This is a genomic window from Clostridium putrefaciens (assembly GCF_900461105.1).
GTDB lineage: Bacteria > Bacillota > Clostridia > Clostridiales > Clostridiaceae > Clostridium_L > Clostridium_L putrefaciens.
This window is the reverse complement of sequence record NZ_UFWZ01000001.1, coordinates 801,260-822,188: the sequence shown is the minus strand read 5'-3', so window position 1 is coordinate 822,188 and position 20,929 is coordinate 801,260. Positions and strand designations below refer to the sequence as shown.

Below are 20,929 nucleotides of genomic sequence, written 5' to 3'. Positions count from 1 at the left end.
TTATTTAAATATTATATTTTATTATAATAATACTATTTTTCTTCTTCAATGTCACCATAATAATCACAATAAACGTTAATAATGCATCTTTCACAGTCAGGTTTTCTAGCATAACAGCATCTTCTTCCATGAAATATGATTAAATGATGAGCTAAGGACCAACTTTCTTTTGGTATACATTCTTGAAGTTGTTTTTCTGTATTTAAAACATCTTTAGCTTTTGCAAGTCCAATTCTATTAGATACCCTGTATACATGTGTATCTACTGCAATAGCTGGAACTCCAAAAGCATTTGACAATACAACATTAGCAGTTTTTCTTCCTGCACCTGCAAGAGATGTTATCTCTTCCATTGTTCCTGGAACTTCTCCATTAAAGTTTTCTTTAAGCTGTCTACACATAGTTAATATATTTTTTGATTTATTTCTATAAAGTCCTATGGTTTTAATCTTTTGTTCTAACTCTTCTTTAGTTAATTCTAAAAAGTCATCTACTGTAGGATACTCTATAAATAAATCTTTTGTAACTTCATTAACCTTTTTATCTGTAGTTTGTGCAGACAATATTGTAGCTACTAAAAGTTGAAAAGTTGTCTTATGATCAAGTTCACATCTCGCATCAGGATATTCCTTTTTTAATAGTTCAATTACCTTTAAGCTTTTATTATTCATTTTTATAAATTCCTCTATATTCCTCTGGTAACAAAGAAGCTATAGATGTCATTATATAATTTAGAATTCTATCCTCATATTCATGCTTATCCTCTTCACTATTTTTAGAAGGTAGATTAAACTCTTCACCTATATTCACATTTACTTTAGCATAATTAAAGCTTTCATGTGACATATCCCCACCTTTATTTATAGGCAAAAGCTTTTCAGTTCCTGTAAGTCCTATTGGAATTATAGTTGCCTTTGTAAGTCTTGCTATTAATACAACTCCTTTTTTCGCCTCTATCATACTTCCTTCCCTACTTCTAGTGCCTTCTGGAAATATGAATACATTATTACCACCTTTTAAAGTCTTAACTACCTTTGTTAAAGCTTTTTTATCTGCTGTATTTGGCTTTATAGTTATGTTTTTAACTATATTAATACCCATATTAGTGATAGGATCATTAGATAGTTTAGCTCCTGCCACAAATGTAACATCATAATCCTTTAAAACCTTGTTTAACACAAGCCCATCAGAATTACTTAAGTGATTTCCAACAAAAATTATTGGTTTTTTGCATTTTTCAATATTTTCAAATCCATTAACTTTTATATCTGCATATTTATCTACGTAACGATTCATTACCTTTTTAGAAAAAAAGATAAATACCCCCTGTGGCATTTTTGAAATAAGTCTAACCAAAGTTTTTGATATCATAAAAATCTCTACCCCTCTATATTAACCTTTAATTTTTTATATAAGTAATTATCTATAGTATATTATAATTTTCTTATTTTTAAAAGCCTTATGGCATAGTCTTTAACATAGGGTGAAGCTATACTATCTATATCCACCTCTTTATTGTTTTCAAAATTTATGAATCTTATGAGTGCATTTCTTTGAATTAAAGATTTTCCTCTCCAAGAGGCTGAGGTATTTTTCAAAGTTTCTTTAAAATCTTTATTGTTTATATATATAAGTTCTTTTGTTTGTATATTACTAATAAATTCTAAAGGCCTAAATCCTTCTAAATTTGAAAACTTTACTTTATCATTGTACGGACAAGTCTTTTGACAAGAATCACATCCAAATATCCTCCCTCCTAAAACTTTAAACCACTTATCTTCTATTTGTTTTTTTTGAGTAATATAAGATAGACATATATTAGAATTCCGTAGCTTCTCGTTTATAGCCTTAGTTGGGCATTGCTTTAAGCAAATGTCACAACTTCCGCAGCTTTCATATTTTTCGATATCTGAAATTTTATTTTCTTTATGGTTTATTTCAATATCCATACTTGTTATTATTTCTCCGAGAAAAACAAAAGATCCGTACCTTTTAGTTATTATCATATTATTTTTTCCTACAAATCCAAGTCCCGCCTTATATGCTATATAACGCTCTGGTAAGACGTTGCTATCTACAAAGGCCTTTGCTTCATGACCTTTTTCATTTAAAAATTCAACTATCTTATCTAAATATGATCTAACTACAATATGATAATCTAGTCCTTCAGTATATTTTGAAAAGCCTGTATCATTATTAAAGTTATTGTTATAAAGATAAGGAAAAGCTATAGATATTATAACTTTTCCTTTTTCCATTAACATATTAGGATTTATCCTTTTTTCTATATCTTGCTCTTCAAATTCATTTTCTAATCCATTTATCTTTCTATACTCTAAAAATGATCTTAGTTCTTCAAATCTTTTTGCTTTTATAAATCCAAAAGTGTCTAGTCCTAAGGATCTTATATAATTTTCAAGTTCAGTTACACTCTTCATAATTTAACCTCTTAAATAACCATTTCATTATATATAGATTTTTTTCTTCCTTTATAATCTTTGATTTCTATTATAGTGGGTGCGCTTTTAAAATTCAATATCTTAGCTGGAATTCCTACTGCTGTACTTTGAGATGGTACATCTTTTAAAACTACTGAATTAGCTCCTATTTTTGCCCCACTTCCTACATAAATAGGTCCTAAAACTTTGGCTCCAGTTCCTATTATAGCACCATCTCCTATGGTTGGATGCCTTTTACCTTTTTCTTTACCTGTTCCACCAAGGGTTACTCCATGATATAAAGTTACATTATCGCCTATCTCTGCTGTTTCTCCTATAACTACACCCATACCATGATCTATAAAAAGTCCCCTTCCTATTTTAGCTCCTGGGTGTATTTCTATTCCAGTAAAAATCCTTCCTGTTTGAGAAAACATCCTTGCAATGAAAAATAGGCGTTTTTTATAAAAGAATCTAGATATTCTATAAAAAATTAATGAGTGTATTGAAGGATATAAAAGTAGCACCTCTATAAAACTTTTTGCTGCTGGATCATTTTCCATTATATTTTTAATATCATATCTTATATTTTTAAACACTGCCCCCACCTCAATTTTAATTATTCGTAGATACCCATGGAAATATACTTTTCTCCACCATCTGGAGCTACGGTTACTATTTTAATATTCTTTCCATATTTCTTTGCTAGTTCTAATGATGCATGAACATTAGCTCCAGAGGATATACCTATTAACATTCCTTCTTTTAATGCTACTAATCTAGCAGCTTCAAAAGCCTCTTCATCTTTAACCTTTATTATCTCATCTACTACAGATCCATCATATATTTCAGGTATAAATCCTGCTCCTATACCTTGGATTTTGTGTGGTCCTGGATTACCACCTGATAATACCTGCGAATTTTCTGGTTCTACTGCAATTACTTTTATATCACCTTTTAGTTCTTTAAGTCTTCTTCCAACTCCAGATATGGTTCCGCCAGTACCAACACCTGCAACAAATATATCCATATCAGGTACATCTTTTAATAATTCCTCTGCTGTAGTTTCATAATGCTTTTCAGGATTTGCTAGATTTAAAAATTGTTGTGGTATGAAGTATCCATCTTTCCCTTTTGCAATTTCTTCAGCCTTGCCTATAGCACCCTTCATCCCTTTAGTTCCATCTGTTAGTATTAACTCTGCGCCATATGCCTTTATGATATTTCTTCTTTCTACGCTCATAGTATCTGGCATAACAATTATTACCTTATAACCTTTTAATCTTCCTATCATAGCTAGTGCTATTCCAGTGTTTCCGCTTGTAGGTTCCACAATAGTGTCCCCTGATTTTAGAAGTCCTAATTTTTCTGCCTTTTCTACCATACCTAGTGCTGCTCTATCTTTTATGCTACCTGCCGGATTAAATTTTTCTAGTTTTAAATAAACTTTTCCAATGTCTTTTCCACCCAAGTTTCTAAGTGCTAATAAAGGTGTGTTACCTATCATTTCTAAAGCATTATTAAATATCATATATTATTCCTCCTAATTTCTTGTTTATTCGAATGTAGATTTCGTCTTATTAAATTGTTTAAAACATTGTTATTCATATAAAAAAACTTCGCCTCTTTTTAGAGACGAAGAACACTTCGTAGCCCACTCTAATTAAACCTAGAATTAACTCCATTCGAGCACTAATATGCTCTATCGCTATAACGGGCGCTGCCGGAAAACCGTACTAAAAGTTCAGGTTTCTACTACAAAGGGCACTTCACATAAACTCTAGTAGGAATATTTCACCATAATTCCCTCTCTGTAACCTTTATATATGTTACTTTCCTTCTTCAACGTATTTCCGAGTATCTTGATATGAATTATAATACTATTATATTACGGATTTACGAATTGTCAACCCTCTTTAATAAATATGCTTTAATATTTATGATTCATTTATGATAATGTCTTAATAGGCCACATGTAGTCAAATACATTTAAGGTAAACCCTTAATCTAATTCTGAATATAGGTTTACCTTACTGATGATTAAATAAATTTTCTATCTAATTACAAAATCTATGTTTTCCTATAACCTTTATTAAGGGTCTAGACCATATCCATTTATTTGTGCTTGTAGCAGGGTTAAAATAATAAACAGCTCCTCCTGATGGATCCCATCCATTTAGAGCATCTCTTGCTGCATTAATAGAGTTTTGTTCCATATTAGCATTAACTTGACCATCTACTATGGCTGTAAAGGCTCCTGGTTGATATACCACACCGGCAATTGTAGCTGGGAACCTAGAATCTCTAGTCCTATTCATTATAACAGCCCCTACTGCCACCTGACCTTCATAAGGTTCTCCTCTAGCCTCTCCATTTATAAGTCTTGCCAAAAGCATTGTATCTTGGTTATTATAATTTTTCGAAGAATTCCCTTGGTTAGATGCAGGTGAACTCACTATCCCTAAAGCTGCTAAAGTGGCATCACCTACAACCCCATCTACATTAAGACCATTTTTACCTTGAAACTTCTTTACTGCGTTATAGGTTTGATATCCATAAACTCCATCTGCAGAGCCACTATAATATCCCCACCTCTTTAAACGACTTTGTATATCCGTAACTACATTCCCTTTTGCACCATAGCTATAACTAATAGCACCTACCTCTTTATAACTTATAGGCAAAACTAAAGATGAAATATAATATGTACTTAAAATCATTATTATATATAGCACCATATATTTACCTTTGAATACTCTTTTAAACAAAATAACCTCCTCCTTTCTCTTAAGGTTATTTTGTTTCATAATAGAGAAATTAATACATCTTTAGTGATAAAAAAATAATTTCATTTATATTTTCTATATTTTTCCTATTATACTCTAGATTTACTACAAAATAACTTTATTAAATACTCCTATATATAATAATAAGCTAGCGAGTTCTTTATCTTTGTTTGCTATTATGATAATATAATTCTATATTTGAAACTATAATGAAGCTTAAGTTTATAGTTTAAACTAATATTTCAAATTAAGATTGGAGTTATATTTTATATGGAACTTGCAAAATACTTTTTGCCTATATGTAAAGATGATATGAAAGATAGAGGAATAGGTCAGTTAGATTTTATAATAGTTTCTGGGGATGCTTATGTAGATCACCCTTCCTTTGGTACAGCAATAATAGCTAGAACTCTTGAGTCTGATGGTTTTAGCGTTGGTATAATAGCCCAGCCAAACTGGCATAATTCAGATGATTTCAAAAAGCTAGGTAAGCCAAAATATGCCTTCCTCATCAATTCAGGAAATATAGATTCTATGGTTAATCATTATACTGTAGGAAAAAAGAAAAGAAGAGATGATCTTTATTCTCCTGGAGGAATAGGTGAACAAAGGCCGGATAGAGCTGTAATAGTTTATACAAATAGAGTAAAAGAAGCCTTTAAAGACGTACCTGTAATTATAGGTGGCATTGAAGCTAGTCTTAGGAGATTTGCTCATTATGATTATTGGGATGATAAAATAAGAAAAAGCATTATATCAGACTCTAAAGCAGATCTCTTAATTTATGGTATGGGAGAAAAAACTGTCCTTGAAGTAGCCAATCTTTTAAGATACGGCATGGATATTAAAAACATAGTAAATGTGCGAGGTACAGTGTATCAAACTAAGGACATATCAAAGCTACAAGACTTTATAAAGGTTTCCTCTTTTGAAGAGGTTTCTACTTGTAAAAAGGCTTATGCTGAAAACTTTAAATTAGAATCCTATGAACAAGATCCTGTACGAGGTAAGACTATAGTAGAGCCTAGTGGCGATAAGTACATAGTCCAAAATCCTCCTCAACATCCTTTAACTGAAGCGGAAATGGATGCTTCTTATAATCTACCTTACAAAAGAACTTATCATCCTATTTATGAAGATAAAGGTGGTATACCCGCTATAAAAGAAGTTGAATTTTCTATAACTAGTCATAGAGGTTGCTTTGGTTCTTGCTCTTTTTGTGCCCTTACCTTCCACCAAGGAAGAATGATACAAAATAGAAGTTCAGAGTCTATTGTAAATGAAGCTAAACTACTTACATCTTTAAAGGACTTTAAGGGATATATCCATGATATAGGTGGTCCAACAGCAAATTTTAGACATAAATCTTGTAAATTACAAGAAGAACATGGAACTTGCAAGACTAAGCAATGTATGTTCCCAAAGCCCTGTAAGAACTTAATTATAGATCATAAAGAATATCTAAGTGTTCTAAGAAACGTTAGAGAATTGCCAGGTATAAAAAAGGTATTTATTCGTTCTGGTATAAGGTATGACTATTTAATTTATGATAAAGATAAAGAGTTTTTTGAAGAGTTATGTAAACATCATATAAGTGGTCAACTAAAAGTAGCACCAGAACATGTAAGCAATAAGGTATTAAAACACATGGGAAAGCCTACAAAAGAGGTTTATAATAAATTTGCTAGTACCTACTTTGCAATTAATAAAAAGATAGGTAAAGATCAATATTTAGTTCCTTACCTTATGTCTAGCCACCCTGGAAGTGATCTTAATGCAGCCATTGAGCTTGCCTTATATATAAAAGAAATGGGGTATACACCAGAGCAGGTTCAAGACTTTTATCCAACCCCTGGAAGTTTATCTACGGTTATTTATTATACGGGTATAAACCCTATTACAAATGAAGATGTATATGTTCCAAAGGATATGAAAGAAAAGAATATGCAAAGGGCCCTTTTACAGTTTACAAAGCCTGAAAACTACAATTTAGTTAAAGAGGCTCTTATAAAAAGTAACAGGGAAGACCTTATAGGTAAAGATAAAAGTTGCCTAATAGGCTGGAATGAGCCACGAAGGATTAAATATAAAAAAAGATAAAAAAAGAGTGTAGACTTAGAATTATTTAATTCTTTTGCCTACGCTTTTTTATTTTTTCTTTGTTTTCACTTGGTTTTTACTTAATTATTTAATTCCTAGAACTTTAATTCCATCATGAATACATTCTATAGTTAATGGGAAATTAGGTCCTCTTTCACCGTCAATATCTGTAACTATATTTTCTCCACATTCTATTTTTATCTTATCACTCTTAAAGTAAACAATAGAATTTTGCCCCTCTAAATGTTCTCCTCTCATAATCTTTATGAAAAGAGGAATTAAATCTTTTAATGGAACTGCTTTTATAATTATAACATCTAAAAGTCCATCATCTAATTCAGCCTTATAAGCTAAACTAAATCCCCCTGCAGTTTGACCATTAAATACTAACATAAGATACATATCTCCATGAAACTTTTCTTCTTTTGATTCTACCTTTATGTTAATTTTTCTAAAGCTTGGTAATTGCTCTATTCCTTTTATGTAATAAGCAAGCTTACCTATAGTATTTTTAACATTTACATCCGTCTTTTGTGATACATCAGTAAATAGACCTGTACTTGCAACATTTATAAAGTACTTATCATTAATTTTCCCTATATCCATACATTTAGGTGTACTAGATAATATATCATTACAGGCCTTTTCAATATCTTCAGACATTCCTATAAATTTCGCAAAGTCATTTGCTGTACCAACAGGTAGTATTGCTATAGGTAAATTTATGTTTTTTTGTTTCATACAATTTACAACTGTATCTACAGTGCCATCTCCACCAGCTATAATTATATACTCATAGCTTTCATCCAGATCTTCAAAAGCTTTTTCTATATCTGTATCATAGCTTATTCTATATGGAATCACTGTATATCCTTTTTTTTGGTGAGTTTTTATAACAGTATCTAGGTCTTTTAATATAGCATTCTCACCGGAAAAAGGATTGTATATAAATTTCACATTTTTCATTTTTATCCCTCCTAGTTTTTTTAGAAAACTATGTTTTAATTATATCATTTAATATATACACTGTCGACAATATGAATTTTACGGATTCATATGTCTTAAAATTTGCGTCCTTTATTATTAATAATCAGTTAATAGTTTAAGTAATAACTATATGGAAATTAGTATATTACAAAAATTATAGCCAAAAAGAAAGATTTAAGCTATACTTATTAAGTATTCATATAAGTTTTTAGGAGAGGATTAATTATGAAAAAAAGTTTTTTGCCTAATTTGTTTACTTTTGCAAACTTAGGTTTTGGTATCATGTCTTTATTAATGAATTTTAGAGGTGACTATAAATTAGCCTGTATCCTCATAATCATAGCTGGTTTAATAGATAGGTATGATGGTACAATAGCTAGAATGCTTGATGTGTCTAGTGATCTTGGTAAACAACTAGATTCTTTATCAGATCTTGTCTCTTTTGGAGTAGCGCCATCTATGTTAGCTTATAATATGTACAACTTTATTAATTTAGGTATCTTAGGATATGCTCTATTGATAATTTTCCCAATTTGTGGTGCATATAGACTCGCTAAATTTAATTCAGTAGAATTTAAAGGATTCTTTTCAGGTATACCTATTACAGCCGCAGGTTGTATTATGGCCATATTCGGTCTTTTAACTTTAAAAAGTGAAATCAATTTTATTTTGCCCATACTTTTAATGTCTGTATTATCTTATTTAATGATAAGTACTATAAAAATAAAGAAAATATAATATAAAAAAGATATTACTACTCTTCTTTAGTGTCAGTAATATCTTTTTTTTCGTTTCCCTTTTGGGCTCTATTTTCATTTCCCTCTTTACTACCCTTTACCCCACTACCTTTTAAACGAAGCTCTGGAAATCTTACTTTTCCCATACCTTCATTGTTATTTTTATACTCATAATTATCATCTATTTCATCTAAAATATATTGTGTATTAATTTTACTTTTCAATACCTGAGATTTAATTTTACAATAATCAAGATAACAATCCTCACAACATTCTAATGTATCGATTATATTTCTAATTAAATCATTTAATTCATCAGCAGTTTTCAAAGCTTCTTTTATTTGCTTTTTTTCTACTAATGCAACTCCATTTAGTTCATGAGCACCACCTACCATAGCCCTATAGGAGGTTACAAGCTTACAAAGTATATCTACTAAGTTATTCATATCTGCATAATGGCTTTCTATTAAAGATCTATTACCCAATATACCACCTGCTTTTCAAATACTCTTATTATAAATATATTGCTTATTATTTGCGTTAATTACTTAATCCTTTTTAATATTAAAATCCCTCTAGAAAGCTAGAGGAATTTTAAATCTATGTGCCACTTCTATCTATATTATTCTCCAAGAATTTGTTTCTTAAGTTCTATACCTGCAGGTGTAACTGCAAGACCACCTAATGCGGTTTCCCGAAGTTCACAAGGCATGCTCTTACCAATCTTATACATAGCTATTACTGTATCATCAAAAGGTATCTTACTTTCTACCCCCGACATTACTAAATCTGCTGCTGCTAAAGCACTTACAGCACCTGATGCATTCCTTTTTGCACAAGGTACTTCTACAAGTCCCGCAATTGGGTCACATACAAGCCCTAATATGTTTTTTATTACAATTGCTCCTGCATGAAGACTCATAGCTGGACTTCCACCCATCATTTCAACTGTTGCTGCTGCTGCCATAGCTGCCGCTGACCCACATTCTGCTTGGCAGCCACCTTCTGCACCTGAAAGAGTAGCATTTTGAGCAATTATAAGACCTACTGCCGATGCAGCAAATAACCCTATTACCATTTCTTCTTCACTTTTATTTAAAGCTTCTCCAGCAGTTATTATAACTGATGGAATTATTCCACAAGAGCCTGCTGTAGGTGAAGCTACTATCCTACCCATGGATGCATTAACCTCTGAACAAGATAGTGCTCTTGCCATAGCTTTGCCCATAATATTACCTGTTAAGGAATTCCCTTTTTTTAAATACTCATTAACCTTAAAGGCATCTCCACCTATAAGTCCACTTACAGACTTTGTTACATGTGTTAATCCATAAGATGCCGATTCTTCCATTACCTTAAGATTTTTCAACATTTTATTCATCACAGTTTCTCTATCCATTTCTGACTTTTCCATCTCGAATCTTATAGCATATTCACTTAAACTTATGTTTTCTGTGCCACATATTTCTAGTAATTCTCTTCCTGTGTTTGCAAACATATTATTCACCTTCCTTTACTGGGTTAATTGCTCTAACTCCTATAACATTTTCTACTGCCTTTATCTTTTCTATTGCACTTTTAGGTATTATATTATCTGTTTCAAATATCATAGTAGCTTCTGATCCCTTTTTACTTCTAAATACACTCATAGATGCTATATTAGTTCCCTCTTCATATATTAAAGAAGTAACCTTTGAAATTAAGCCTAAAGCATCAATATGCTTAACTATAAGAGTTGGATACTCCCCTGTAAATTCAAGTTTTTCTTCATCAACTTCTAATATAATTATATTGCCCCCACCTATAGATGAACCCATAACTGTAACTAAATTATCATCTTTAAGTTTAATTAAAAGCTTAACTGTATTAGGATGAACATCTCCTAAATCTGCTTCTCTAAAACTTACCTTAATATTCTTTGTTGTTGCTATTTCTAGAGAGTATCGAAGCTTTTCATCATCAGGGTCCATACCTAATATTCCAGCAACTAGAGCTCTATCTGTACCGTGACCTTTATAAGTTTTAGCAAAAGACCCATGTAGCAAAAATACCACTTCTTTTATTTCAGGTCCTGATATTATTGCAGCTATTTTTGCAAGTCTTGCAGCCCCTGCTGTGTGCGAACTAGATGGACCTATCATTATTGGCCCTAGTATGTCGAAAACTCCAAATCTACTCATGTAATCACCTTATCCTCTTCATCTTTAGTTAATCTATAAATATATCTTTCTAGTACTTATAAAAACAGCTTCCGCCAATAAATTCTCTTAATATAGAGCTTTCCGGCACCATATTTGTATCTACTTCTTTAAAGAAATTCAAAAAACTTATAAGTCTTAATGCTTCATAGTATACAGGACTATCCTGGTTTATCTTTGAAAGTTCTTCTATTGCATACTTTTTAAGCACGCACAGTTCATATACTAGGGTAGAATTAAACATAACATCTGCCTCTTCTTGAAAGGTAAATATATTCTTTTCTTCTCCCCTTCTTATAGAATTCCACATCGAAAGAGTATTTTCTCCACTATAACCCCTTGATAAAAGGTCTCTTACAATCCTTCTTATCATCCTAACATCTGTTGTTGATATTCTATTATGATTATCAATATTTAGCTGCGTAAGAGCACTTATATATATCTTAAACTTATTATTAGAATCTACCCCTTTAGTTAGTTTATCATTAAGACCATGTATCCCTTCTATTATTATGATTCCATTTTTAGGCATACTTACTTTGTTTCCTGTCCACCTTCTTTTTCCTTCCTTAAAGTCAAAAGTTGGTACACTTATCTCTTCTCCTTTTAACAACTTATTTAGATGCCTATTAAAAAGTTCTAAATCTAAGGCTTCAATAGATTCAAAATCATAATCGCCATTTTCATCTTTAGGTGTAAGTTCCCTGTCAATAAAGTAATCATCTAAGGATATAGGAATAGGTATATGACCATTTACTCTAAGCTGTATTGCAAGTCTATTTGCAAATGTTGTTTTACCTGATGATGTGGGACCCGCTATAAGCACTATTTTCACTTCTTCTTTTTCACTTATCATATCAGCTATATATGCTATCTTTTTTTCATGAAGAGCTTCTGCAACCCGTATAAGCTCTAAAATGTTTCCACCCTTAACCTTATCATTTAAAGCTCCTACATCTCCAATTTCTAAAATGTTATTCCAATGTTCTGTTTCAGCAAATATTTTTGATAACTTCTTATGTTCTATAAACTTAGGTATCACTTTAGGATTCTTTGACTCTGGAAATCTTAATATAAACCCTGGCTTATAATAAATTAGCTCAAACATTTGCAAAGCACCTGTAGAATATACCATTGGCCCATAAAAATAATCATATCTACCATCTAGCTCATATAGCTTTACCTCTTCATTATTTATATGTCTAAGAAGTCTAAGCTTATCTTCCATGCCATAAGACTCAAATATTTCTGTTGCCTTTTTTTTTGTAACAGAAATCTTGTTTATAGGAATATCATTATCTATTATCTCTTGCATTCTCTTTCTTATAGCTATTAAATCCTTTTCACTTAAAGGATCTTCTTTAGCAACCTCCACAAATATCCCTTTACTAAGAGAATGTTCTATATTTACTTTTGATCCCTTAAATAGATCATAGACTGCTTTTATCATAACAAATTGGAGACTCCTAGCATAGGTTTTCGCTCCTATATCGCTATCTAGCTTTACTACTTCGAACTTTCCGCCCTTTTCTAATTTAGTATTAAGTTCATAATAATCCTTATCTATTTTAGCTAATAACGCTTCTTTTGTATAGTCTAATTTATAAGTATCAATAACCTTTTTTATAATTGTTCCGCTTTCAACTAAAGCTTCTTTTCCATCAATAAAACACAAGTTTATATCTCCCATATATTGATTCCCCTTTAGCTTATATTTAATCTTAAATCTAATCTTAAATTCAAGTACCATTATACTTCATAAAATTTGTTTTTGCATATAGCTTATAATTTATATATTTTTTGACAACATATATATAAGGAGGCGCTTAAATGTTTATAGTATTTTTTAGAACAATAATATTATATGTCTTTGTTGTAATAACTATGAGGCTTATGGGTAAAAGACAGATAGGTGAACTGCAACCCTTTGAACTTGTTATAACAATTATGGTATCTGAGCTTGCTGCTTTGCCTATGCAAAATGCTGGAATACCTATAATCCACGGAATAATACCTATCATAACGCTTTTGATCTTGCAGGTAGTACTTTCAGAAATACAACTTAAAAGCGATAAATTTAGAAGCTTAATCGATGGAAGACCAAGTATACTTATAAAAAATGGTAAAGTAAACATAGATGAATTAAAAAATCAAAGACTAAGTATAAATGATCTTTTGGAAGAATTGAGAATAAAAGGTGAATTGGACATAAGTGAGATAGCCTATGCTTTAATTGAAACTGATGGTCAAATGTCCGTTATAAACAAATATCAATATAATAACGTAAAGAGAAAAGACTTAAATATAAAGGAGGAGCAAATAAGTCTACCTGTACTCTTAATTTGTAATGGTGAAATAAAAGAAGATGGCCTTGACTATTACAAAAAGGATAAAAAGTGGATAAAAGATATTCTAACTAAAAACAACATTAACTCAGAAAAAGAAGTTTTTATTGCATTAATGGATTCAAAAGGAGAGTTCTTTTATCAACTAATGAAAGAAAGGTGATTACATTTTATGAAGAACATGATTATATCCTTCTCACTATTTGTGGTAATGATTTTATCTATGAGCTTTTCTATAGTATATCTAAATAAAACCTGTAAGTCACTTCTTGAATGTTGTGACAAACTTGAAGAAGATATATCTGATGAAAGGTGGAATAATATTTATGAAGATAGCCTAGACTTTCTTCATAAAGTTCAAAAAGACTCTAAGACATTATCAATTTTCATAGATCATCAAGAACTAGATAATATGTCTAATGAACTTTATAAGTTTACTCAATATACAAAATGGGAAAATAAAGAGGAGTCTTTAGCAAGCCTTCATGTAGTAAAGTTTTACTTAAATCACATAGAAGAACTACAAAAAATTAATCTTCAGAACATATTTTAGCTAAATGCTTTTAAAATTATACAAATAGTTTATAATTTAAGTATAGAACTTTTTTGAAAATTGTTCTATAATGAGTATATATTCAAAAGTCCCAGTGGGACGTCTTAGGTCCCCAGACTTATATATTTAATTAATGAAAGGTGGTATTTTTTATGGCATTAGTTACAACGAAAGAAATGTTTAAAAAAGCTTATGAAGGCAAATACGCAATAGGAGCTTTCAATATTAACAATATGGAGATAGTTCAAGGAGTAATGAGAGGTGCTAAAGCTAAAAACTCTGCTGTAATACTTCAATGTTCAACTGGAGCTATTAAGTATGCAGGTCCTGAATATATAAAGGCAATGGTAGAAGCGTCTGTAAAAGAAACTGGTGTAGATGTTGCGCTTCACTTAGATCATGGTCCAGACTTAGATGCAGTTAAACTTGCAATAGCTAGTGGATTTACATCTGTTATGTTTGATGGTTCTCATTATGATTATGAGGAGAACGTTGCAAAAACTATAGAGGTTGTTGAATATGCACATAGCCGTGGAGTTGTTGTAGAGGCTGAACTAGGTGTTCTTGCAGGCGTTGAAGATGACGTTAAGAGCGACGTTCATGTATATACTGACCCAGATCAAGCTGTAGATTTTGTTAAAAGAACTGGTGTAGATTCCTTAGCTATAGCAATAGGCACAAGCCACGGAGCATTTAAATTTGCAGGAGAAGCTAAATTAAGATTTGATATACTAGAAGATATCCAAAAGAAATTACCAGGTTTCCCAATAGTACTTCATGGTGCTTCAGCTGTAGATGCAAAAGTTGTTGCAACTTGCAATGAATTTGGTGGAAACATAGCAGGATCAAAGGGTATTCCTGAAGATATGTTAAGAAAAGCAACATCTATGGCTGTTTGCAAAATTAACATGGATACAGATTTAAGACTTGCAATGACTGCTGCTGTAAGAAAAACTTTTGGAGAAGATCCAAAAGAGTTTGACCCAAGAAAATATTTAGGTGCTGGAAGAAGCGCAGTACAAAAAACAGTAGAAGATAAAATAGAATTTGTTTTAGGCTCTACTGACAGTATGAATAAATAATAATCAATAACTAAAATGGTGGTACTACCTTTAAGGGTGAGTACCACCATTTTTATATAACTTTGCTTCTACTTTTCTATAGGTTACTATTTTTCTATATAATTAATTACATGTTTAATAACTATATTGATGCTTCCATCACCATTTTTCTTAATCTCAAATCTATCTTTATCATGATAAGCCTCTTCACTTAAATAAAGATCAATGTCTTTATCTATTTTAAGCCTTGTTCGTTTAAGCTTTTTATCTACCCACTGTTTATCTATAGTTACTGTATCCTCTAGCCCTTGAGCTTCTACGAATTGAATAAAACTTTCTTTTGCTAAAGGCTCTTCTTTAAATAGTTCAGTAGAAAGATCTTCAACATTAATAGTTTCCTCTTCTCGTAACTTCTTTTTTACAGTAGTTCTTATTGTTTCTGCCTTACCTGCATCTTCACTTACATTATTTCTAGTCCAGGTTTCTGTTGCATTTAATAGGTTTTTAGTCATATCTCTTTCATTATCTACAAGGCTACAGCCTAAATAATTGGAAATAAAATAGTTAGATCCATATTGCTCTTTTTCCTTAGATTTACTCTGTTTATCTAAAACCATAAGATGAAACTTTTCATCTTGTCTTATTGGCTTAATAAAAGCACACTTTTGAATCTTTTGACCGCTAGATGGAAGTCCTGATGTTTGAGATACTATATTTATGTCTATGTTATTTTCTTTAAAGTCTATTTTATGCACATAGTTTTTTATATAATCCATCTTCAATATGGCAAGCATTGGACTGTACTCTGTGGATATTGACACCACTATAAGGTCGCAAGATGGCACATTCCCATTAGATTTCATTAATGTGAAGAGTTGATTTGCAATGTCGTGGGATATAGTTACTATATCATTTTCTCCATTTAGATATTCTTGTGTTGACTCTTTAACTATGTTTCTTCCAGAATTAAATACAGCATACTTAAGCTCTTCATCTTTTAAGAGCTTTTCCATATGTTTTAATAAAAACTTATATATCTCTTCGTTTAAATCTAAAATAAAAGAATTAAGCAGTGGCTCCCCAGCATTATTGTCTAGAATGTGTATTATAGCCTCATTTATGTGTATATCATTAATATATTCCATGTATTCACCAACCTAGTATATTTTAATTATGCTTTTCAAATGAAAATCTTTTCATCTTATATAAAGACTCATTGACTCTTTTATTTCCCATAAAAATATAGATATTTACAATAAAGTATTATATCATAATATGTAATACTTTTAAACAAAGGAAGGTTGATAACAATGAAGGAACTAGAAACTAAAATATTAGACATTGATTTAGATGAAATAAGAAATAAAATTAAAAATTTAAATTTAGAAAATGTAAAATGTGAAAATCAAGTAAATAACTTATTTGATTTCCCAAGTAAAACTCTCTTAGCTAAAAAGGGTTACGCTAGAGTGAGGTTTGTAGAAGATTTATTAAATAATAAGGTTACATATTATATGACCACAAAGAAAATGATAAGCCAAGATAAATTTAAGGTCATGGAAGAAGTTGAAATAGAAGTTAGTGATGGCGATGAAGCCATTAAATTATTTGAATCTTTGGGCCTTGAACTTGTAGGATCTGTAAAAAAGTACAGAGAAAGTTATAAATATAAAAATTCTTTAATCGAAATCGATATAAATGATGAATCTTTTTGCCCTTTTCCATATATAGAAGTTGAAACTTCTACTGAAGAAGAGTTAAAAGAAGTCGTAGAACTTTTAGGTTATACCATGGAAGATACCTCTTCAAAAACTATATACGACATATTAAATGATAAGGGTATAACGCCTAAATCTCCTTTAGGAATCTAATTTTTATCCTATGGGACTTGGATCGGTATTTTCAGGTTCAGGACACAATACTCCTTTTATGGTATCTAGCCTTATATCAAGGTGGGGAGTTCAAATTCCACTTATTTACATAATGGTTCGAGTCCTTAATCTACCCATAAATTATATATGGTCAACTTTTTAATTACACATCTATAATTATTTATAGAATAAAAATTGAGAGATAGGTGATTATTTTGAAACTAAAAAAAAGGCTACTAATATTCACAATTGTATCTATTATTATATCAATATTTATCATATCAACATTTTATATTTTCAAAAGTAGAAAAAGAGAAGTAGCCTTTTATGATTTTATAAACAATATTAATGAAGAAAGAAAGTTTAACGTATCTAACTCTACTCCTTTAGATATCTCAAAATATATGGAAAATAAAAATATAAATGAAGAGATATTTACAAATGAAGATTTAGAAGAACTTACAAACTATAAATACGTAAATGAGAACATTTCAAACAAAATCTTAACTCTAAATGAAGCTAATAAAGATATTGAATATACGTTTAAACTACTTAAATATGTATATGGCCCTTATGAATATTTCGGCGGAGATGGAGTTTTTCTAAAAAAAGAAAATGAAATTCTAAATGAATTGGCTAATATAGAAAATATAAAATATGATGATATTAAAAAACTACTATTAGAGGAATTGAGTTTTATAAATGATGGTCATTTCAGTATTTCTAATTCATCTATTAATATAAACAAAAACTCCATCTATGTATATAATGAAGATTATATATTTAGAAAAGATACTAAGGGGTATTATACCACTATTAACAATACTAAGTGGTATGCAACATCTATTGATGAAAAGCCTTCGGATAAATATATGAAATCTACAATAACTAAAGATGGAGAATTGGCCTATTCAATTGGCATGTTATTAAATAATAGTGGAGATATTTATCCCCTAAACATAAGTCTCACAAATAATAAAACAAATGAGACTATCGATAAAATTGTTAATTTAAAAAGAAACCTAAAAGCTAATAAAACACCTGAAGCCTCTGTAACTGAGAAAACTTTAGATAATATTCCTATCTTAAAAATTATGAGTATGAGACCAACAAACCCTAATGACAATAGTTTATATGATTTTGTAGAGAGTGCTGAAAGATTGAATAAAAATAAAGTATTAATTATTGATTTAAGAGGAAATATTGGTGGCGCTGAATCCTTATGGAAAAAGTGGTTAAATGCTTACATGGGCCAGGATATGGAAATAACCCAAAGTGTAGGGAAAAAGAATAGTAAGGCAAAGCTTTGGGCCTATAAAAAATATATTGAGAAGTTTAGTTCTGATAAAGAACTATTAATTAAGATAAATAGTAGCATTAATAATGAAGATTATGGATATTGGGATTCATATTTATTTAACGGGAAATGGTATGAAAACGAAAATCTAGTTTTTGTTTTAGTAGATGATGATGTAGCTTCAGCCTCAGAAGGATTCTTAAGCTATCTTAGAAACATAGAAAATATAATTTTTGTAGGATCTAATTCAAGAGGATGCCTCCTAGTACCAGATACCTCTGAGTTTAGCCTTCCTAATTCTAATATTATTTTAAGATTTGGAACTGGTATCGCATTTAAGAATACCGATACTAATATGGATGGAGTAGGATTTGAACCAGATATATGGGTAAATAGTAGTGATGCACTTGATAGAGTCCTTAAGTTATGCGAAAGATACAATATCTCTTCAATGAAGCATATGAAATAACATTTAATAGTCTGTCAAGCATTTTTGAAAATGTCCCAAAATATTAAAAACATTAGCACCAGTTTTTTCTGGTGCTTTTTATATTAGTTTTAGTTATTAGTTTTGGTTATTTAATGAATGTTGTGCAAAGCGGTTAAAAGATTACCCAGTAGATTTGAAGTTTTTCCAAATATATTTTAGCCGTAGGCTTCAAACTTTTTATTCATGAAAATTGAAAGATTATTTTTGGGTTCAATTAATAAACCTTTGAAGGTTGTGTTTTTCAAAGGACTAAAATAAGCATATTTTTAGTGTTCCTATGCTACATTATTGTTACGGTGAGCCTGTTTCTTTAGATACTGCTCAAATGAATCTTGTTTCCAAGGATGACTCATTGGTGGTATGTAGCGTTTTCTAGGTTGGGCGTTTGGAACAGCTAAATCAAAATTCTTGGAGGAAAGTTCATGCCCAGGTAATAAATCTAGTGCATAAACCTTTTCGTCTACACACAAGAAGACTTCGCCATTAAATGATTGAATTACCGTTCCGACTGTTCCTTTGCGATAATGTATAGGATATCCATTGCAATCAACAGGTAAATAGTAATTCTTTTTAAATTTGATACAACTTCCATTATCCACCTTCCTACTTGTTAATACAGCAAGCATTAAGTTGATTTTTTCAATATCTGGTTGTATTTCAAAGACAGATTTGATATTATCAATAGGTAATGCAAACTGAGCATTGAATTCTTTTATGTAGGAGTTTAAGAATTCATTTGCTTGCTCAATTGTGTTTATACCAGCTAGTCGCATTTCCAATGGGAGGCGTGATTGTAACGTTTGAAACATTCTTTCTACGCGTCCCTTGGCTTGTGCAACACTACTGGTTTTAATTTCTATACCCAATTGTTTACATGCATAGCTAAACTGTGTAAATGTATCCTCTTCAACTGAAGGGGATCTTTTTTGTTTATATTCAAATACAGTACGTCTATCGGTTAATAACATGTAGGGAATACCATAGTCAGTAAGTACTTGGTATAGTACATGATAGTAGCCATTTAAAGTTTCTTGTGAATCGAAATAAGCCCCTACAATAATTCCAGTAGCATCATCTACTGCGATATGCAACTGGCTTTTCTCATTACCGAACCAAAGATGTACCGAAGCATCCATTTGGAGCATTTCGCCTGAATAAGCACATCTTGGACGTCTAGGGTGTGCATCCTCGGCAGCAATTATGGAACTTTGGATTTTAGCAATTTCTTTTATTGAATTAGTTGATTTTTGTAGTTCTTTTAATTCAGCCTTGATTCTTTTTCTTGTAGCACGCTTCGCCTTAGGAGACAGGATGAACTTCTGTATAAGGATAGAATGAATGGTGCTAGTAGAAACTGTTATATTTTCGTGTTTTTTTAGCAATTCAGAGAAGTGAGTAATATTAGCTTCACAGTATTTAGTGCAGTATAAATCTAAGATTAACTGCTTTGTATTAGCATCAATAGTATGTGCGGGCTTTCGCCCTCGATTACCATGAATAAAGAATTCCTTTCCACTTTCTTTATATCCCTTAATCATTCTGTTAATATGCCTAACTGAACAATTGAGAGCAATAGATGCTCGGTTTTTATTACCATCCGTTTCTATTAACCTTTTTATAGTAGAGTACTTATCCAATTCTTCCATAGTTAAATTCACCTTTCTCATTATCAGCACCTCATTTCTAGTCATGAGGTTTATTATACAATGTTTTCGTATTTGGGACATAATCAAATGTGGTATATTAAGACATTATCATAAATGAATCATAAGCATATGAAATAACATTTAATAGTCTTGACCTATTCATCTAAGTGTTTTATAATAGCATGTATAATTAAACAAAGATGCAATGATTAGGAGTAGTAATAATTAGTTTAGTCTAAAGAGAGCTGTTGTTTGGTGAAAAACAGTGATAAACTTTATGAACTCGCCTAGGAGTAAGCTTGAGGAAATGCGAGCAGGGTAAATCCCTTATCTTTTTAAGAGAGGTTATTTTATTATAGCCTAATCAGAGTGGTACCGCGGAATATGCTTTCGTCTCTTTATAAGAGATGAGGGCTTTTT

The 20,929-nt window shown here is 30.8% G+C and carries 20 protein-coding genes and 2 other annotated features; of the genes, 7 read left to right on the top strand and 13 right to left on the bottom strand.

Annotated elements, in window-relative coordinates; translation table 11 throughout:
- Positions 1 to 32: 32 nt before the first annotated feature.
- The 6 genes from nth to sleB form a co-directional block, all read right to left on the bottom strand.
- Positions 33 to 671, bottom strand: coding sequence for an endonuclease III (gene nth / locus DY168_RS03560; protein WP_115640517.1), 639 nt, complete (start codon positions 669 to 671; stop codon positions 33 to 35).
- Positions 664 to 1,371, bottom strand: coding sequence for a lysophospholipid acyltransferase family protein (locus DY168_RS03555; RefSeq protein WP_115640516.1), 708 nt, complete (start codon positions 1,369 to 1,371; stop codon positions 664 to 666). The genes nth and DY168_RS03555 overlap by 8 nt, the downstream gene beginning before the upstream one ends.
- A gap of 62 nt (positions 1,372 to 1,433) precedes the next feature.
- Complete coding sequence (gene queG, locus DY168_RS03550; RefSeq protein ID WP_115640515.1) at positions 1,434 to 2,438, bottom strand: tRNA epoxyqueuosine(34) reductase QueG; 1,005 nt, start codon at positions 2,436 to 2,438, stop codon at positions 1,434 to 1,436.
- 11 nt (positions 2,439 to 2,449) lie between these two features.
- Positions 2,450 to 3,037, bottom strand: a complete 588-nt coding sequence (gene epsC, locus DY168_RS03545; protein ID WP_423237226.1) for a serine O-acetyltransferase EpsC — start codon at positions 3,035 to 3,037, stop codon at positions 2,450 to 2,452.
- 20 nt (positions 3,038 to 3,057) lie between these two features.
- A complete protein-coding gene (cysK, locus tag DY168_RS03540; protein ID WP_115640513.1) occupies positions 3,058 to 3,969 on the bottom strand; it encodes a cysteine synthase A in 912 nt (303 codons plus the stop codon).
- A gap of 97 nt (positions 3,970 to 4,066) precedes the next feature.
- Positions 4,067 to 4,293 (bottom strand) — a binding site (T-box leader).
- A gap of 202 nt (positions 4,294 to 4,495) precedes the next feature.
- Entirely contained in the window at positions 4,496 to 5,176 is a 681-nt protein-coding gene (gene sleB, locus DY168_RS03535) for a spore cortex-lytic enzyme (protein ID WP_115642402.1), read from the bottom strand.
- Between the two features lie 318 nt (positions 5,177 to 5,494).
- Between sleB and DY168_RS03530 the strand changes: the two genes are divergently transcribed.
- Positions 5,495 to 7,324 carry a YgiQ family radical SAM protein gene (locus tag DY168_RS03530; protein WP_115640512.1) on the top strand — a complete coding sequence of 610 codons (1,830 nt, stop codon included), beginning with the start codon at positions 5,495 to 5,497 and terminating at the stop codon, positions 7,322 to 7,324.
- An 84-nt stretch (positions 7,325 to 7,408) separates the two neighbouring features.
- Here the strand turns inward: DY168_RS03530 and DY168_RS03525 are convergent, their stop codons facing one another.
- Positions 7,409 to 8,290 carry a YegS/Rv2252/BmrU family lipid kinase gene (locus DY168_RS03525; RefSeq protein ID WP_115640511.1) on the bottom strand — a complete coding sequence of 294 codons (882 nt, stop codon included), beginning with the start codon at positions 8,288 to 8,290 and terminating at the stop codon, positions 7,409 to 7,411.
- Positions 8,291 to 8,536: 246 nt separating this feature from the next.
- On the opposite strand from DY168_RS03525, the gene pssA reads away from it, so the two are divergent.
- Positions 8,537 to 9,049: a CDP-diacylglycerol--serine O-phosphatidyltransferase gene (pssA, locus tag DY168_RS03520; RefSeq protein WP_115640510.1), complete on the top strand. Its 513-nt coding sequence runs from the start codon at positions 8,537 to 8,539 to the stop codon at positions 9,047 to 9,049.
- 16 nt (positions 9,050 to 9,065) lie between these two features.
- Here pssA and DY168_RS03515 read toward each other — a convergent pair whose 3' ends face one another.
- The 4 genes from DY168_RS03515 to DY168_RS03500 form a co-directional block, all read right to left on the bottom strand.
- The gene (locus DY168_RS03515; RefSeq protein ID WP_115640509.1) at positions 9,066 to 9,533 is read right to left on the bottom strand and encodes a hypothetical protein; all 468 of its coding nucleotides are present in this window, start codon (positions 9,531 to 9,533) and stop codon (positions 9,066 to 9,068) included.
- 137 nt (positions 9,534 to 9,670) lie between these two features.
- Positions 9,671 to 10,546, bottom strand: coding sequence for an L-serine ammonia-lyase, iron-sulfur-dependent, subunit alpha (sdaAA, locus tag DY168_RS03510; RefSeq protein ID WP_115640508.1), 876 nt, complete (start codon positions 10,544 to 10,546; stop codon positions 9,671 to 9,673).
- A gap of 1 nt (position 10,547) precedes the next feature.
- The gene (gene sdaAB / locus DY168_RS03505; RefSeq protein WP_115640507.1) at positions 10,548 to 11,228 is read right to left on the bottom strand and encodes an L-serine ammonia-lyase, iron-sulfur-dependent subunit beta; all 681 of its coding nucleotides are present in this window, start codon (positions 11,226 to 11,228) and stop codon (positions 10,548 to 10,550) included.
- A 49-nt stretch (positions 11,229 to 11,277) separates the two neighbouring features.
- A complete protein-coding gene (locus tag DY168_RS03500; protein WP_115640506.1) occupies positions 11,278 to 12,936 on the bottom strand; it encodes a nucleoside kinase in 1,659 nt (552 codons plus the stop codon).
- Between the two features lie 140 nt (positions 12,937 to 13,076).
- Here DY168_RS03500 and DY168_RS03495 point away from each other — a divergent pair, with 140 nt between their 5' ends.
- From DY168_RS03495 to fba, 3 genes are all read left to right on the top strand, one after another.
- On the top strand, positions 13,077 to 13,754 hold the full coding sequence (locus tag DY168_RS03495; RefSeq protein WP_115640505.1) for a DUF421 domain-containing protein: 678 nt from the start codon (positions 13,077 to 13,079) through the stop codon (positions 13,752 to 13,754).
- Between the two features lie 9 nt (positions 13,755 to 13,763).
- Positions 13,764 to 14,144 carry a DUF4363 family protein gene (locus DY168_RS03490; protein WP_115640504.1) on the top strand — a complete coding sequence of 127 codons (381 nt, stop codon included), beginning with the start codon at positions 13,764 to 13,766 and terminating at the stop codon, positions 14,142 to 14,144.
- A gap of 152 nt (positions 14,145 to 14,296) precedes the next feature.
- On the top strand, positions 14,297 to 15,226 hold the full coding sequence (gene fba / locus DY168_RS03485) for a class II fructose-1,6-bisphosphate aldolase (protein ID WP_115640503.1): 930 nt from the start codon (positions 14,297 to 14,299) through the stop codon (positions 15,224 to 15,226).
- A gap of 86 nt (positions 15,227 to 15,312) precedes the next feature.
- Here the strand turns inward: fba and DY168_RS03480 are convergent, their stop codons facing one another.
- On the bottom strand, positions 15,313 to 16,350 hold the full coding sequence (locus DY168_RS03480) for a nucleoid-associated protein (RefSeq protein WP_115640502.1): 1,038 nt from the start codon (positions 16,348 to 16,350) through the stop codon (positions 15,313 to 15,315).
- 165 nt (positions 16,351 to 16,515) lie between these two features.
- Between DY168_RS03480 and DY168_RS03475 the strand changes: the two genes are divergently transcribed.
- Positions 16,516 to 17,076, top strand: coding sequence for a class IV adenylate cyclase (locus DY168_RS03475; protein ID WP_115640501.1), 561 nt, complete (start codon positions 16,516 to 16,518; stop codon positions 17,074 to 17,076).
- A 215-nt stretch (positions 17,077 to 17,291) separates the two neighbouring features.
- Entirely contained in the window at positions 17,292 to 18,842 is a 1,551-nt protein-coding gene (locus tag DY168_RS03470) for a S41 family peptidase (protein WP_115640500.1), read from the top strand.
- A 296-nt stretch (positions 18,843 to 19,138) separates the two neighbouring features.
- Here DY168_RS03470 and DY168_RS03465 read toward each other — a convergent pair whose 3' ends face one another.
- Positions 19,139 to 20,509 (bottom strand): ISNCY family transposase, encoded by a 1,371-nt coding sequence (locus DY168_RS03465; protein ID WP_115642401.1) that lies wholly within the window; start codon positions 20,507 to 20,509, stop codon positions 19,139 to 19,141.
- A gap of 196 nt (positions 20,510 to 20,705) precedes the next feature.
- Positions 20,706 to 20,910 (top strand) — a binding site (T-box leader).
- Positions 20,911 to 20,929 lie beyond the last annotated feature (19 nt).

Excerpts from the sequence above, each read along its gene's own strand:
- fba (WP_115640503.1), top strand. The coding sequence starts at position 14,297 with ATGGCATTAGTTACAACGAAAGAAATGTTTAAAAAAGCTTATGAAGGC.
- DY168_RS03480 (WP_115640502.1), bottom strand. The coding sequence starts at position 16,350 with ATGGAATATATTAATGATATACACATAAATGAGGCTATAATACACATT.
- DY168_RS03490 (WP_115640504.1), top strand. The coding sequence starts at position 13,764 with ATGAAGAACATGATTATATCCTTCTCACTATTTGTGGTAATGATTTTA.
- pssA (WP_115640510.1), top strand. The coding sequence starts at position 8,537 with ATGAAAAAAAGTTTTTTGCCTAATTTGTTTACTTTTGCAAACTTAGGT.
- DY168_RS03525 (WP_115640511.1), bottom strand. The coding sequence starts at position 8,290 with ATGAAAAATGTGAAATTTATATACAATCCTTTTTCCGGTGAGAATGCT.
- DY168_RS03465 (WP_115642401.1), bottom strand. The coding sequence starts at position 20,509 with ATGGAAGAATTGGATAAGTACTCTACTATAAAAAGGTTAATAGAAACG.
- queG (WP_115640515.1), bottom strand. The coding sequence starts at position 2,438 with ATGAAGAGTGTAACTGAACTTGAAAATTATATAAGATCCTTAGGACTA.
- DY168_RS03530 (WP_115640512.1), top strand. The coding sequence starts at position 5,495 with ATGGAACTTGCAAAATACTTTTTGCCTATATGTAAAGATGATATGAAA.
- DY168_RS03555 (WP_115640516.1), bottom strand. The coding sequence starts at position 1,371 with ATGATATCAAAAACTTTGGTTAGACTTATTTCAAAAATGCCACAGGGG.
- nth (WP_115640517.1), bottom strand. The coding sequence starts at position 671 with ATGAATAATAAAAGCTTAAAGGTAATTGAACTATTAAAAAAGGAATAT.
- sleB (WP_115642402.1), bottom strand. The coding sequence starts at position 5,176 with ATGGTGCTATATATAATAATGATTTTAAGTACATATTATATTTCATCT.
- DY168_RS03500 (WP_115640506.1), bottom strand. The coding sequence starts at position 12,936 with ATGGGAGATATAAACTTGTGTTTTATTGATGGAAAAGAAGCTTTAGTT.
- cysK (WP_115640513.1), bottom strand. The coding sequence starts at position 3,969 with ATGATATTTAATAATGCTTTAGAAATGATAGGTAACACACCTTTATTA.
- sdaAA (WP_115640508.1), bottom strand. The coding sequence starts at position 10,546 with ATGTTTGCAAACACAGGAAGAGAATTACTAGAAATATGTGGCACAGAA.
- sdaAB (WP_115640507.1), bottom strand. The coding sequence starts at position 11,228 with ATGAGTAGATTTGGAGTTTTCGACATACTAGGGCCAATAATGATAGGT.
- DY168_RS03495 (WP_115640505.1), top strand. The coding sequence starts at position 13,077 with ATGTTTATAGTATTTTTTAGAACAATAATATTATATGTCTTTGTTGTA.
- DY168_RS03475 (WP_115640501.1), top strand. The coding sequence starts at position 16,516 with ATGAAGGAACTAGAAACTAAAATATTAGACATTGATTTAGATGAAATA.